We start from the raw sequence: 12,968 nt of genomic DNA, 5'->3' as shown, positions 1-12,968 counted from the left end.
CGTCAGGCGGCGCCGGCCCGATCGTTCCGGTGCGACAGGAAGAAGCGCAGCATTTCCCGCGTCGCGTCCGGCCCTGCCGGATCGGTGTACGACCCCGACGGGCTGCCGCCCGCCCAGGCGTGCCCGGCCCCGGCGATCGACCACTGCTCGCACAGCGCGCTGCCGGACGGGTCGGCATGGACGGTGCGGCTGAAGGCCCGCCCGCCCGGCGTCTGGCCGCGCTCGACCGTCGCGCGCAATCCAGCCTTCCGGGCGGCGGGATGCGCCAGGGCCTGGGCTGCGACCGCGTCGCCGTTGCCGGGATGGACGGTGCCGTCCCGGTCGCCGTGGAAGACGATGGTGGGCACCGCGCCGCCGCCGCCCGCCGTTCCCGTTCCCGGCGCCCCCTGCCGCATGGCCGCGAAGGCGGAAGGCAGGTCGCGGGCGGCGCCGCTGGGCAGGCCGGAATGAACCCCGATCGCGGCGTAGAGGTCCGGATATGCGGCCCCCAGGATCGCGGCGGTCGCGCCGCCTGCGGACAGCCCCGCGACATAGACCCGTTCCGGGTCCACCGGATGGTCGCGCATGACCTGCCGGGTGATCCCGGCGATCAGCGAGGGCTCGCCCCGGTCGCGGCCCTGGTCCTCCGGCTTGAACCAGTTCCAGCATCTCTGCGCGTTGGCGGAGGACGGCTGCGCCGGGTAGGCCACCAGGAAGCCGAGCTCCTCCGCCGCCGCGTTCATGCGGGTTCCCGCCGCGAAGTCGTCGGGCGACTGGGTGCAGCCATGGAGCATGACGACCAGCGGCATGGGGCGGCCGGTGCGGCTGGCGGGCACATAGAGCTTGTAGTCCCGCGTCCCGGCCGGGCCGGCATGGGACTTCGTCTCGAAGGAGGCGCCGTCTGGCAGGGGATCGGCGGCCGGCCGCGGGAAACCGCCGCCGATGTCGAACCCTGCCGGCATGCCGCGGGCTGCGAGGCCGCGCAAGGTCTCGCCCAGGCCGGGCAGGGGACCGGAGCGCGGGTGCAGCCTGCCCGCGAACTTCGCCGACGGCCCGGGAGCGGGTTTCGCCTGTCCGCCGTCGAGACGCACCGGCTCCACGTCGATCACGGTGGAAGCGGGATCGGCCGGCGCCGAGGGGGCCGCGCCGCCGCCGTTCAGCATGCGCTGGATCAGGGCGGTGGCCTCGGCCAGCTTTCCGGCGCCGGTCAGGCGGGTCGCCTCGGCGAATTCGGGAGGCATGCCGGAGGGAAATCTGCTGTTCATGTCGGGTGCTTTCTGTTCCCGGGAGTCCTGCCGGGGAGGCTTACTTGATTCGGTCGGCCAGGGCCGACTTGACGGCGGCGCTGGCATGGAGGGCACCCAGGACGGTGAGCGAGGCGATGGTGGCGCGGGCCAGTTCCGGCGTGACGTCCTGGGCGATGGTCGCCAGCCCCAGGACGCGGACATCGAGCATCTGCCCGGCATCCCGCGCCGCCTCCAGGTCCGCGCGGGTGAAGTGCCGAAGGCCGAGATCCACGCTCTTGCGGGTCACCGCCTGCCGGACGACGTCGGCATGGCGTTCGATCTGGTTTCGGATGGCGGTCCGGATAAAGTCCGTCCGGTTGGAGTAGAACCCCTCCTGCACCAGCAGATCGACGTGGCCGAGATCCACGTAGCCCAGGTTGATCGTGATCTTCTCGCTGTCCGGCCCCTTGGACCGGATGTCCTGCACGTTGCTCGCCATCTCTTTGCCATCCTATGACCATCCAGTGGGATGGTATTTCGGTGGGAAGGGGTGAGATATCAAGGGGCGCCTCCCGATTATTCCGGTGCGGCCGCGCCGCGATGCTGTATGGTGCCGCACCATCCCTTCCCGTCCCGTGTCCGTCCCGAGCCTGCCTTGCGAATCGCCACCTGGAACATCAACTCCGTCCGGCTGCGGCTGGATCTCCTGCTGCGCCTGATCGACGAGAAGGCGCCCGACGTCATCTGCCTCCAGGAGACCAAGACGGTCGACGAGACCTTTCCCCTGGCTCCCCTGGCGGAGCGCGGCTACGTCCATGTGCAGATCCACGGAATGAAGAGCTACAACGGCGTCGCGATCCTGTCGCGCCGGCCGCTGACCGGCGGATGCGTGCAGCACTGGTGCGACAGGCAGGACTGCCGCCACGCCATCGCCGTGGTCGACGGCATCGAGATCCACAGCGTCTACATCCCCTCGGGCGGGGACGTTCCCGACCCGGCGGTCAACGCCAAGTTCGAGCACAAGCTGCGCTTCCTGGACGAGATGACGGCGTGGTGGGCGGCCGAGCGGACGCCGGACCGGCCGATGGTCGTGGTCGGCGACTTCAACGTGGCGCCGCTGGAGCACGACGTCTGGTCGCACAAGCAGATGCTCGACGTCGTCTCGCACACCCCCGCGGAGGTCGAGCGGCTGACGGCGATGCAGCGGTCGATCGGCTGGGTGGACGCGGTCCGCCGCTTCGTGCCGGACGACCGGAAGCTCTATACTTGGTGGAGCTATCGCGCCAAGGACTGGTCGGCCGCCGACCGGGGCCGCCGGCTGGACCATATCTGGGTCACGGAGCCGCTGGCGGGCAGCCTGCGCGGCCACGAGATCCTGCGCGAGGCGCGCGGCTGGGAGCCGAAGCCGTCCGACCACGTCCCGGTGCTGATCGACCTGGACGTGTGACGGGAGGTTGCGGCGGGGCCGGGGGAGCGATACCGGAAGCGGAAAAGAAAACGGCCACCGCGGGGGGCTCATGCGGTGGCCGGTAGATCCAGCCGGGGCCAGGCTGGAGACGCCCTTTAATGAGGGCGCCTGCGTGAAGGGCTGTTCGTCGGTCTTGGTGACCGCGCTGTAGGGACCCTCCGCATAGGCCTGATATAGGGGTGGAAAGTGGCGAAATTTAGGTGTCGTGACAACGACTTGGCTCCCCGGAACCGGGTCTTGGCGAAAATCCTTTGCGCATGAGGCAGTTACGGTACGGCAACAGATTGTTTCGCAAGTGGATTAATTCCTTTTCTCTAAAAACTCGGGCGCCGCGGCGGTGACGTCGCCGATCGTGGGATAGCTGCCCCGGTTGACCAGCATGTCCCGTGCCAGCCGAAGCGCCCCGGTTTCGCAGGCCGCGCGCAGGTCCGGATCGGCGATCGTCTCCAGCTCCTCGACATGGGCGAGGCCCAGGATGCGCCGGATCATCTTGGCGGCGGCGAACCCTACCGAATCGGAGAACAGCCGCGCCATGTAGGCGGCCCGGATCCGCTCCAGCTCCGCCTGCCCCGCGGCATCGGCGAAGAGGCCGGCGGGATAGAGGTCGCCGGTCGGGTGCTTCCGCCACAGCTCCAGGAAAGTCGCCTCGAACCGGGTCCAGACCTCCCGCACCTGGTCGAGGATCCAGGTCCGGTAACCGTCGCGCCGGTCGGAGTCGGTCTCGTGGCCGGCCTGGGCGAAGAAGGCCAGCAGCAGGTTGCCGATCACCGCCCCGACGTCGAATCCCATGGGGCCGTAGAAGGCGAACTCCGGATCGATCACCCGGGTATCCGACTCGGTCACCATGATCGACCCGGTGTGCAGGTCGCCGTGGATCATCGCCTCGGCACAGGTCAGGAACTTTCCTTTCAGCTCCGAAACGGCGGCCTTGGCGGCCGTATCGGCGCGGAACTCGGCGGCGATCCCGTCGAGCTGGGGGGAGGTCCAGCGGTTCAGCTCGGCGACCCGGTAGGGGTCGGTGAAGATCAGGTCCTCGGTGATCCGGCACAGGGCCGTATTGCCGCAGAACACCGCCATCCGCCGCTTCTTCTCGGCGGCGGGCAGCGCCAGGTCGGAGGTGCCGAACAGCGTATGGGCCATGAAACAAGCTATGTCGCCGGCGAACCGAGGGTAGCGGACGCCGGCCGCCAGACCCTTCCGCATGATGACGTGCGGCCGCAGCAGCTCCATCACGGTCAGGGCCATTCCGTGATCGTAATGGAACAGTCCGGGCGTCTGGGCCGGGGCCGCCGCCCGCTGCGCCGTCAGCGCCTCGTGCTCGAAGAAGGCGCGGCTCAGCGGCAGCGGCCAGCTCTCGCCGACCAGCCGCACATAGGGCAGGGCCTGCTTGACCGCGACCCCGCCGGCCGGGCCGGTGACGATGAACACCAGGTTCAGGTTGCCGTCGCCGACCTCGCGGACCTGCCAGTCCGCGGGTCCGCCGCCCAGGCGGGCGATGACGGCGTCGATCCCCGCCAGGTATCCGGGCAGGCTGGACTCATCCAGGGCGCGGTATCCGGGCGGGGTTTCCAGGGGGCGATTCCTCGGGGTGTCGGGGTCCAGCGTCACGGGGCCTTCTCCTGTCCGGCTTTTCTTCTTTTCGGGGAGGAGTTTCCCGCGTCCGGTCAAGCTTGGCAACCGCAACCCGGCTTCGCGCCATGAGCGATTGAGAAATCCCCCGGTTCGGCTATTGCTTCCCCCGTGCTTTCAACCTCCCGCCGTGAAGGAACCTTGGCGATGCGGTTCTCTCCCCTGGTCGATCGGATCTCCGGCAAGGGCTCGGACGCCTGGAGCATCCACTGGCGCGCCCGCGAGCTGGCCCGGCAGGGGCGGGACGTCATCATGCTGACCGTCGGCGACCCCGACATGCCCCCGCCGGCCCGCGTGATCGAGGCGGCGGTCGAGTCGCTGAGGGCGGGCCGGACGACCTACTCGCCGATGGCGGGCTATCCGGAGGTCCGCGCCGCGATCGCCGCCCGCCACGCCGAGCGCACCGGCGTGCCGACCCCGGCGGACGACGTGGTCGTCGTGCCCGGCGCCCAGGCCGGCCTCTATTGCGCGATGCAGTGCCTTGCCGGCCCGGGCGACGAGGTGATCGCGCCGGAGCCGATGTACGCGACCTACGGGGCGGTCGCCGGCGCCGCGGGCGCGTCGATCGTCAACGTGGCCCTGCGTCCGGAGCGGGGATTCCATCTCGATCCCGACGACCTGGAGCGCGCCGTGACGCCGCGCACCCGGGTGCTCTGGCTCAACAGCCCGCACAACCCGACCGGCGCCGTGATGACCCGCGCCGAGGTCGAGGCCGCCGCCGAGTTCTGCCGGCGCCACGACCTGTGGCTGCTGTCGGACGAGGTCTATGCCGACCTGGCCTATGCGGGACCCCATGTCAGCCCGCGCAGCCTCCCGGGCATGGCGGAGCGCACCGTCGTGGTGTCCAGCCTGTCCAAGTCGCACGCGGTGCCGGGCTTCCGGTTCGGCTGGATCATCGGCCCGGCGGAGCTGGCCGGCCACCTGTCCCGGCTGGTGCTGTGCATGCTCTATGGCGGGCCGCCCTTCATCCAGGACGGCGCGCTGGCGGCGCTCACGGCGGACTGCCCGGAGGTGGGCGAGATGGCCGAGGCCTACCGGCGCCGGGCCGGCATCATGGTTTCCCTGTTGGAAAACGTCCCCGGCCTCCGCGCATCCCGGCCCGAGGGCGGCATGTTCGTCCTGCTGGACGTGCGGGGCACCGGCCGCACCTCGGACGAGTTCGCCTACGGCCTGCTGGAGGGGCAAGGGGTGGCGGTCCTGCCGTGCGACGGCTTCGGCCCCAGCGCCGCCGGGCATCTGCGGATCTCGCTGGCCGCTCCCGACGGCAGGATCGAGGAGGCGGCCCGGCGCATCGCGGAGCACGCGGCCCCGGCCTGAAAACCCGGTGCGGGCGCCGTGAAACACCAGCGCCGGCGCGGAGATGCTTCGCCCTGGAATTTTTTTCCCCGAAGGCCGATTTTACCCTTTTGCGCGGAGTGGTTTCAGTGTATCAGATCGCTCCGCGCTAGCACGTGCCCCTGGCCCCCACGGTTCTTCCAAGTGGGGTTATGCAACGACGAACGTGTAACCCCCGACCGTCCCTTAAGCAAGGCGGCGTCTTGGAGGATACGATGTTTCATGTTGTTGTCGGTGGGCCGAAAGCCCATCCGCCGCATCTCACGCATCTCGGTCGATTGTGTGCAGGCCCCAACGGGCCTGAGGGTTCAGTCTGCGCATCGGCGCCGACGGCGGCCTGACCGTACTCCACACACCCATCACATCACTCCTTTCTGGTTCTCGGGAGACTGAGATGAACGAGAAGATTGCTCGTTTTTTCGCGGAGCAGCAGCCTGCAACTCCGTGCCTGGTGGTTGACCTCGATATCGTGGACGAGAATTTCAGGTCTCTGACCGCCGCACTGCCCGACGCGAAGATCTATTACGCGGTCAAGGCCAACCCGGCGCCGGAGATCCTGTCGCTGCTGGTCGAGCGCGGCTCGTCCTTCGACACCGCGAGCGTCCCCGAGATCGAGATGGTGCTGGCCGCCGGCGCCACGGCGGAGCGGATCTCCTACGGCAACACGATCAAGAAGCAGCGCGACATCGCCAAGGCCTACGAGCTGGGCGTCCGGCTGTTCGCCTTCGACAGCATCGGCGAGCTGGACAAGATCGCCGAAGCCGCTCCCGGCAGCCGGGTGTTCTGCCGCATCCTGACCTCGGGCGAGGGTGCCGAATGGCCGCTGTCGCGCAAGTTCGGCTGCGATCCCGCCATGGCGCGCACCCTGCTGATCGCCGCCGCCGGCAAGGGGCTGGTGCCCTACGGCGTGTCGTTCCACGTCGGCAGCCAGCAGAAGGACCCGACCCAGTGGGACACCGCGCTGCGCACGGTGGCCGAGATGTTCCATGACCTGGAGGCGCTCGGCATCACGCTCAGCATGGTCAATCTCGGCGGCGGTTTCGCGACCCGCTACCGCAGCGACGTGCCCGAGTCGGAAGCCTACGGCAACGCCATCCTGGACTCGCTCCGACGCCATTTCGGCAACCGCATCCCCGAGACCATCGTGGAGCCGGGCCGCAGCATGGTCGGCAATGCCGGCGTGATCGAGAGCGAGGTCGTCCTGATCTCGACCAAGTCGGCCAACGACAACCGCCGCTGGGTCTATCTGGACATCGGCAAGTTCGGCGGCCTGGCCGAGACGATGGACGAGGCGATCCAGTATCCGATCGTCACGACCCGGTCCGGCGCCACCGATTCGGTGATCCTGGCCGGCCCGACCTGCGACAGCGCCGACGTGCTGTACGAGAAGGCCGACTACCAGCTCCCGCTCGACCTGGCGATCGGCGACCGGATCCGGATCCACGCGGCCGGCGCCTACACGACCACCTACGCCTCGGTCAATTTCAACGGCTTCGCGCCGCTGTCGCAATACTACATCTAAAGGTCACTACATCTGAAGGTTGTCTCGTTACGCCAGCAGGTCGTGGAACTCCGGGTGGCGCCGGATCCACGCCGCGGCGTAGCTGCAGATCGGAACGACCTTCATCCCCTCGCTCCGCGCGGTCTCCATGACGCCGCGCATCAGCCTCCCGGCCGCCCCCGTTCCCCGCAGGGACGGGGGCGCTTCCACATAGGGGATCTGGAGGGTGGAGCCGACCCGGCGGTAATTGGCGAAGACCGTCTTTCCGTCCACGTCCAGCTCGTACCGGCTCCGGGCCGGGTTATCGGTCACCTGTTCCGTCATATCGTCCCCCTCATTCCACCGCGCTGACCTGCTCCAGGTTCTCCAGCAGGGCGGCGTTGAACTCCTCCGGCGCCTGGACCTGCGGCGAGTGGCCGAGCTCCGGGAAGGCGACCAGCCGGGCGTCGCGGATACGCTCCGCGGTCCGGCGGCCCAGCTCGGCATAGCGGCCCAGGCGGGCGCCGACGTCGGGCTCGGCGCGGTTCTTGCCGATCGCGGTGGTGTCCCGCTCGCCGATCATCAACAGGGTCGGTACCCGGATGTTCTGAAGCTCGTGGACCACCGGCTGCATGAACACCATGTCGGAGGTCAACGCCTGGTTCCAGGCGATCAGGTCGCGGCCGTCGCCCTGGTACATGCCGGCCAGCATCTCGACCCAGCGGTCGTATTCGGGCTTCCAGTCGCCCGAATAGTAGGTGGTCCGCTGGTATTCCTTGATGCTGTCGTAGTCGGTCCTCAGTTCCGACTGGTAGAGCTGGTCCACGGTGGCGACCGGAACGCCCTCCGCCTTCCAGTCCTCCAGCCCGATCGGATTGACCAGGACCAGCCCGGATGTCCGGTCCGGGTACATCAGGGCATAGCGCATGGCCAGCATGCCGCCCATGGAATGGCCCATGACGATGGGCCGGCGGACGCCGGCCTGGTCCAGCAGGGCACGGGTGTTGGCGGCCAGCTGGTGCAGGCCGTACTGGTAGGCCCGCGGCTTGGCCGACTTGCAGAACCCCACTTGGTCGGGGACGATCACCCGATACCCCGCCAGGGCGAGCGGCTTGATCACGCTCTCCCAGGTGGCGCCGCAGAAATTCTTGCCGTGCAGCAGCACGACGGTCGCGCCGTTCCCGGCATCGGCCGGCGGGATGTCCATGTAGGCCATGGACAGGGGCTGGCCCTGCGACGTGAACTCGAACCGCTTCACCTCGTGGGGATAGTCGAAGTCCGCCAGCATCGGATCGGCCGAGGCGGACCGTGCCGGCGCCAGCGGCTCCCCGGTCAGGATCATGCCCAAGGCCAGTGCCGTCAGTACGGTCCGCTTCATCGTCTCACCTCTCCCCGATCACCGTGCAACCTCAGGAGCCCGACCCGGCCGAGCCCCCGACGAACGCCTCGCGCAACCGGCCGGCGACGTAGGCCTGGGCCTCCTTCGCCTTTTCCACGACCGGCGCCGCGCCGAAGAACTCGTGGGTGACGCCCTCGTAGCTGTTGGACGCCACCTCGACCCCGGCATTGCGCAGCCGCCGGGCCAGCAACTCGCCCTCCGACCGCAGCGGGTCGAGTTCCGCCGTCACGATGGTGGTCGGCGGCAGCCCGGCGAGGTCCGGCGCGTCGACGACATTGATCAGCGGGTTGTTGCCGTCGCGCGGACTGCGCAGGTACTTGTCGAAGAACCAGCCCATCATGGCTTTGTTCAGCGGCTTCGCGTCCGCCTGCTCCCGGTACGACTCCGTCTCCATGTCGTTGCCCGCGACCGGATAGATCAGGACCTGATGGACCGGCGGGTTGATGCCCTGTTCCCGGGCCATGCGGGACACGCCGATCGCCATGTTGCCGCCGGCGCTCTCGCCCGCGACGGCGATGCGGTCCGGATCGCCGCCGAACTGGCGCGCGTTCACCTGGGTCCAGCGAAAGGCCGCCAGGGCATCCTCGTGGGCGGTCGGGAACTTGGAGTCCGGCGCTTGGCGGTACCCGGCCGAGACGACGATCGCGCCGGCCTGGTTGGCGAGCGCCCGGGCGGAGGCGTCGTAGGTGTCCAGGTCGGCGATCACCCAGCCGCCACCATGATAGTAGACGATGACGGGCAGCGGGCTCCGGGCGGAGCCGGGAACATAGATGCGGGCCGGCCGGGCGCCGCCCGGTCCCGGAATGGACACGTCACGCACGGACGCCACGGTCTCCGGGGCGGCGCTCCGGCCGTCGTCCTCCAGGACCTTCGCGACCGCGTCGGCCATGGTCGGCTGAAGCCGCGCCTCCTCGGCCGACAGGGTCTCTATCGGCTTCGGCCCCAGCGCCTGGAAGGCCAGCAGCACGGAGCGCATGTCGGCGTCGGCCGCAGCCAGGGTCGGGGCACCCCGGGCCGCGGCGGCGGGGTCGTTCGACAGGGCGGTGCCAGCGTTGGAGAGCTGCTGGCAGGCGCCCAGCGCCAGGACGGCGCCCAGCAGCAGCGGGCTGATCGGCTTGCTGTTCATGGGGTTCAGACCTGCTTCACCTTGGGCTCGCGCTCCCAGAAGCGCAGCTTGCGGCAGGACTGGACGAAGTTCTTGGCGTCCGATGGACCCTTCAGCTCGGTGAAGCCGCCGTCCATGTCGGCGGCGACGCAGGCCTTTTCCAGCAGCGGCATCGATTCCTTGTTGTAGGCGATGAACTTCGCGTGGGCGAAGGCGTCGGTCACGAAGTCGCGGGCGGTCGCTTCCTTCGACAGCAGCTTGGCGCCGTCGTCCGACAGCAGCACCGCGACCGCGTCATAGACCACGGAAGGCGCGCCGTTGATCTTCTCGTCACCTTCGATGAAGGTGCCGTCGCTGGCCTTGACGCCGCCCACCCTGGGGGCGACGAACTCGAGCATGGCGCCCTCGGCGGTGATCGCCTCCTTCAGCGCCTTGACCAGGCCGATGTCCACGCCGTCGCTGACCAGCACGCCGACCTTGCGGCCCTTGAAGCTTTCCGGACCGTTGAGCAGGATGCTGAGCGCCGGGGACGGCGGCAGGTCCCGGGTCGGCCGGGCGGCGTCGGCCGGCTTGGGCATCTCCTCCAGCCGCAGGCCGGTCGCGACCTTGTCCGCCAGTCCCTTGTCCACGTTCATCAGGTGCGAGACCATGCGGGCGCGGATCGCCGGGGTCTTGACCTTGCTCAACTCGAAGGTGAAGGCATCGGCGATGTGGGTCTGCTCGACCGGGGTCTGGCTCAGATAGAACTGCCGGGCCTGGCTGTAATGGTCTGCGAAGCTTTCGGCGCGGATCCGCAGCTTGGCGCCCTGCTCCTCCGCCGGGAAGGACCTGAAGCCGATGTCCGGCGCCTCGCGCGGGCCGCCGGCCGCGCCGCCCCAGGAATTCGGCTCGTAGTTGGCGCGGCCCTTGGGATTGACCATCGCCATGTGCCCGTCCTGCTGGAAATGGTGGACCGGCCGCTTGGGCGCGTTGATCGGCAGGTAGGTGAAGTTGGGGCCGCCCAGCCGCTTCAGCTGAGTATCCAGGTAGGAGAAGTTGCGGCCCTGGAGCAGCGGGTCGTTGGTGAAATCGATGCCCGGCACGATGTTCTGGGTGCAGAACGCGACCTGCTCGGTCTCGGCGAAGAAATTGTCGACGCAGCGGTCGAGCACGAGGCGCCCGATGCGGCGGACCGGCAGGATCTCCTCCGGGATGATCTTGGTGGCATCCAGAACGTCGAAGTCGAATTTCTCGGCGAAGTCCTGGTCGAAGACCTGGAGGCCCAGTTCCCATTCGGGGAAGTCGCCGGCCTGGATCGCGTTCCACAGGTCGCGGCGGTGGAAGTCGGGGTCGGCGCCGTTGATCTTCAGCGCCTCGTTCCAGACCACCGACTGCATGCCCAGCTTGGGCTTCCAGTGGAACTTGACGAAGGTTGATTTACCCTCGGCGTTGACCAGCCGGAAGGTGTGGACGCCGAAGCCTTCCATGAAGCGGAACGAGCGCGGGATGGTCCGGTCGGACATGATCCACAGCGCCATGTGCGCCGCCTCAGGCGACAGCGAGATGAAATCCCAGAAATTGTCGTGCGCGGTCTGCGCCTGGGGGAAGCCGCGGTCGGGTTCCTGCTTGGCGGCGTGGATCAGGTCGGGGAACTTGATGGCGTCCTGGATGAAGAACACCGGGATGTTGTTGCCGACCAGATCCCAGTTGCCCTCCTGGGTGTAGAACTTGACGGCGAAGCCCCGCACGTCGCGCGCCAGGTCGGCCGAGCCCTTGTTGCCCGCGACGGTGGAGAAGCGGACGAAGACCGGGGTCTTCTCGCCGGCGCGCTGGAACAGGTCGGCGCGGGTGAGGTCGGACAGCGGCTCGTAGGTCTCGAAATAGCCGTGGGCGCCGAAGCCGCGGGCATGGACGACGCGCTCGGGAATGCGTTCGTGGTCGAAGTGGAAGATCTTTTCCCGGAAGTGGAAGTCCTCCAGCGCCGTCGGGCCGCGATATCCCACCTTGAGCGAGTTCTGGTCGTCGGCTACGGGAACGCCCTGCTGGGTGGTCAGGACGGGCACGTCGCCGCCGGCCACCTGATGGGTTTCGCCGCCCTCGCCCCGGATCACTTCCTGGTCGGCGAAGCGCGCGGTCTCGCGGCTGCTGGTAAGCCTGTTGTCCGGCATCGTGGTTGCTTCCTGTCTTCTGGGTCTTGATAGGGTCGGGGCGCCTGCCCGCCCTCGGGCGTCCGATGCCCGGGCCGTGGGAGCCGCACTGAAGGGATCACAAGGCAGAAACCCGGGCAGGCTTGGAATGTTTCCAGGAAAAGCGCGCCGCCGACCCTGGCGGGACAAGAACGCGACACTCAGGAATCCTTAACCCCATCGAAAGTATCATCGGACTGCGGCGTGCCGCTGCGGCTCCCGGTATCCCATTCGAGGGGAGAGGCGTCTTGAGCTTCAAATTCATCGCTGTCGCCTATGGCATGCTCGGCGCCACGGCGGCGACGGGCTATTACGTGCAGGTCGGCGGCGGTGGCGGCATGGGGACCGGCGGTGCCGGCCGCGCCGCCAACCCGCCCAAGGCGGAACGGGTCGCGAAGCTGGAGGTCCCGCCCATGCCCGAGCACCCGGTCGCGGCCCCGGTTCCGGCTCCCGTCGCGGCGCCCGGGCCCGACACGATGCCGAGGGCCGAGGTCCCGGCGGCCGCCACCGCCTCGGTGATGCCGCTGACCGCGCCGCCGACCCCGCCGCCCCCGCCGGCATCGGTCGCGACGGCTTCCGCGTCCGACGGCGGTTTCTCCCGCGGGTACATGCAGATCACCGCCGACATGACGGTCAATCCCTGGACCGGCGCCTGGCTGACCAGCGACGACCGGGCCATGGGATACATCACCGGCCCCGTCACGGCCCAGTCCGCCCCCGCGCCGGTCATGGTCGCCCAGGCTCCGGAGCCGGTCCCACCGCCTCCGGAGCCCGAGGCGGCCCCGCCTCCGCCGCCCGAGGCGGCCCCGCCCCCGGCGGTCGCCTCGGCGCCCGACGCGGTGCCGTCAGCCGTGCCGGTCGCCCGGGCCGCCGTGATCGACCGGACCGCCGAGCCGGCGGCGGAGCCCCGGACGGAGGCGCCGTCCGGGAGCGGATACCTGGCCCATCTCGCCTCCTATCGGGACCAGGAGCACGCCATGGCGGGATGGAAGACGCTGAAGAAATCGCATCGCGACCTGCTGATCAACCGGGCCCCGATCATGGTCAAGGCCGAGATCCCGGGGCAGGGAACCTTCGTGCGCTTGATGACGGACGGGTTCACCCAGCTGACCGACGTGTCGGAATTCTGTACCGGCCTGAAGGCGACGGGCCAGTATTGCCATCCCATGAAGGGCAAGTAGG

11 protein-coding genes are annotated in these 12,968 nt (G+C 69.0%); 4 read left to right on the top strand and 7 right to left on the bottom strand.

Annotated features, from left to right (window positions below):
* Positions 1–2: 2 nt before the first annotated feature.
* On the bottom strand, positions 3–1,244 hold the full coding sequence (locus tag IGS68_RS24385) for an extracellular catalytic domain type 1 short-chain-length polyhydroxyalkanoate depolymerase (protein WP_201074916.1): 1,242 nt from the start codon (positions 1,242–1,244) through the stop codon (positions 3–5).
* 40 nt (positions 1,245–1,284) lie between these two features.
* Entirely contained in the window at positions 1,285–1,704 is a 420-nt protein-coding gene (locus tag IGS68_RS24380) for a CopG family transcriptional regulator (protein ID WP_201074914.1), read from the bottom strand.
* Between the two features lie 156 nt (positions 1,705–1,860).
* Here IGS68_RS24380 and xth point away from each other — a divergent pair, with 156 nt between their 5' ends.
* Entirely contained in the window at positions 1,861–2,652 is a 792-nt protein-coding gene (gene xth / locus IGS68_RS24375; RefSeq protein ID WP_201074912.1) for an exodeoxyribonuclease III, read from the top strand.
* Between the two features lie 321 nt (positions 2,653–2,973).
* On the opposite strand, the gene mtnK is transcribed toward xth, so the two are convergent.
* Positions 2,974–4,281, bottom strand: a complete 1,308-nt coding sequence (gene mtnK, locus IGS68_RS24370; RefSeq protein ID WP_247881058.1) for an S-methyl-5-thioribose kinase — start codon at positions 4,279–4,281, stop codon at positions 2,974–2,976.
* A 168-nt stretch (positions 4,282–4,449) separates the two neighbouring features.
* Here mtnK and IGS68_RS24365 point away from each other — a divergent pair, with 168 nt between their 5' ends.
* Positions 4,450–5,619, top strand: a complete 1,170-nt coding sequence (locus IGS68_RS24365; protein ID WP_201074910.1) for a pyridoxal phosphate-dependent aminotransferase — start codon at positions 4,450–4,452, stop codon at positions 5,617–5,619.
* Positions 5,620–6,031: 412 nt separating this feature from the next.
* On the top strand, positions 6,032–7,159 hold the full coding sequence (locus tag IGS68_RS24360; RefSeq protein WP_201074904.1) for a type III PLP-dependent enzyme: 1,128 nt from the start codon (positions 6,032–6,034) through the stop codon (positions 7,157–7,159).
* Positions 7,160–7,186: 27 nt separating this feature from the next.
* Here the strand turns inward: IGS68_RS24360 and IGS68_RS24355 are convergent, their stop codons facing one another.
* The 4 genes from IGS68_RS24355 to katE are packed head-to-tail and all read right to left on the bottom strand — an operon-like array spanning position 7,187 to position 11,768.
* Positions 7,187–7,462, bottom strand: a complete 276-nt coding sequence (locus IGS68_RS24355) for a GNAT family N-acetyltransferase (RefSeq protein WP_201074902.1) — start codon at positions 7,460–7,462, stop codon at positions 7,187–7,189.
* Between the two features lie 10 nt (positions 7,463–7,472).
* Positions 7,473–8,495 carry an alpha/beta fold hydrolase gene (locus IGS68_RS24350; protein ID WP_201074900.1) on the bottom strand — a complete coding sequence of 341 codons (1,023 nt, stop codon included), beginning with the start codon at positions 8,493–8,495 and terminating at the stop codon, positions 7,473–7,475.
* Positions 8,496–8,526: 31 nt separating this feature from the next.
* Positions 8,527–9,642 (bottom strand): alpha/beta hydrolase, encoded by a 1,116-nt coding sequence (locus IGS68_RS24345; protein WP_201074893.1) that lies wholly within the window; start codon positions 9,640–9,642, stop codon positions 8,527–8,529.
* A gap of 5 nt (positions 9,643–9,647) precedes the next feature.
* Positions 9,648–11,768: a catalase gene (katE, locus tag IGS68_RS24340; RefSeq protein ID WP_201074890.1), complete on the bottom strand. Its 2,121-nt coding sequence runs from the start codon at positions 11,766–11,768 to the stop codon at positions 9,648–9,650.
* 266 nt (positions 11,769–12,034) lie between these two features.
* Here katE and IGS68_RS24335 point away from each other — a divergent pair, with 266 nt between their 5' ends.
* Positions 12,035–12,967: a hypothetical protein gene (locus IGS68_RS24335; protein WP_201074888.1), complete on the top strand. Its 933-nt coding sequence runs from the start codon at positions 12,035–12,037 to the stop codon at positions 12,965–12,967.
* Position 12,968 lies beyond the last annotated feature (1 nt).

Source organism: Skermanella sp. TT6 (assembly GCF_016653635.2).
Taxonomy (GTDB): domain Bacteria; phylum Pseudomonadota; class Alphaproteobacteria; order Azospirillales; family Azospirillaceae; genus Skermanella; species Skermanella cutis.
This window is presented reverse-complemented; position numbering and strand designations above follow the sequence as displayed.

Excerpts from the sequence above, each read along its gene's own strand:
- IGS68_RS24385 (WP_201074916.1), bottom strand. The coding sequence starts at position 1,244 with ATGAACAGCAGATTTCCCTCCGGCATGCCTCCCGAATTCGCCGAGGCG.
- IGS68_RS24380 (WP_201074914.1), bottom strand. The coding sequence starts at position 1,704 with ATGGCGAGCAACGTGCAGGACATCCGGTCCAAGGGGCCGGACAGCGAG.
- IGS68_RS24365 (WP_201074910.1), top strand. The coding sequence starts at position 4,450 with ATGCGGTTCTCTCCCCTGGTCGATCGGATCTCCGGCAAGGGCTCGGAC.
- IGS68_RS24360 (WP_201074904.1), top strand. The coding sequence starts at position 6,032 with ATGAACGAGAAGATTGCTCGTTTTTTCGCGGAGCAGCAGCCTGCAACT.
- IGS68_RS24355 (WP_201074902.1), bottom strand. The coding sequence starts at position 7,462 with ATGACGGAACAGGTGACCGATAACCCGGCCCGGAGCCGGTACGAGCTG.
- IGS68_RS24350 (WP_201074900.1), bottom strand. The coding sequence starts at position 8,495 with ATGAAGCGGACCGTACTGACGGCACTGGCCTTGGGCATGATCCTGACC.
- IGS68_RS24345 (WP_201074893.1), bottom strand. The coding sequence starts at position 9,642 with ATGAACAGCAAGCCGATCAGCCCGCTGCTGCTGGGCGCCGTCCTGGCG.
- katE (WP_201074890.1), bottom strand. The coding sequence starts at position 11,768 with ATGCCGGACAACAGGCTTACCAGCAGCCGCGAGACCGCGCGCTTCGCC.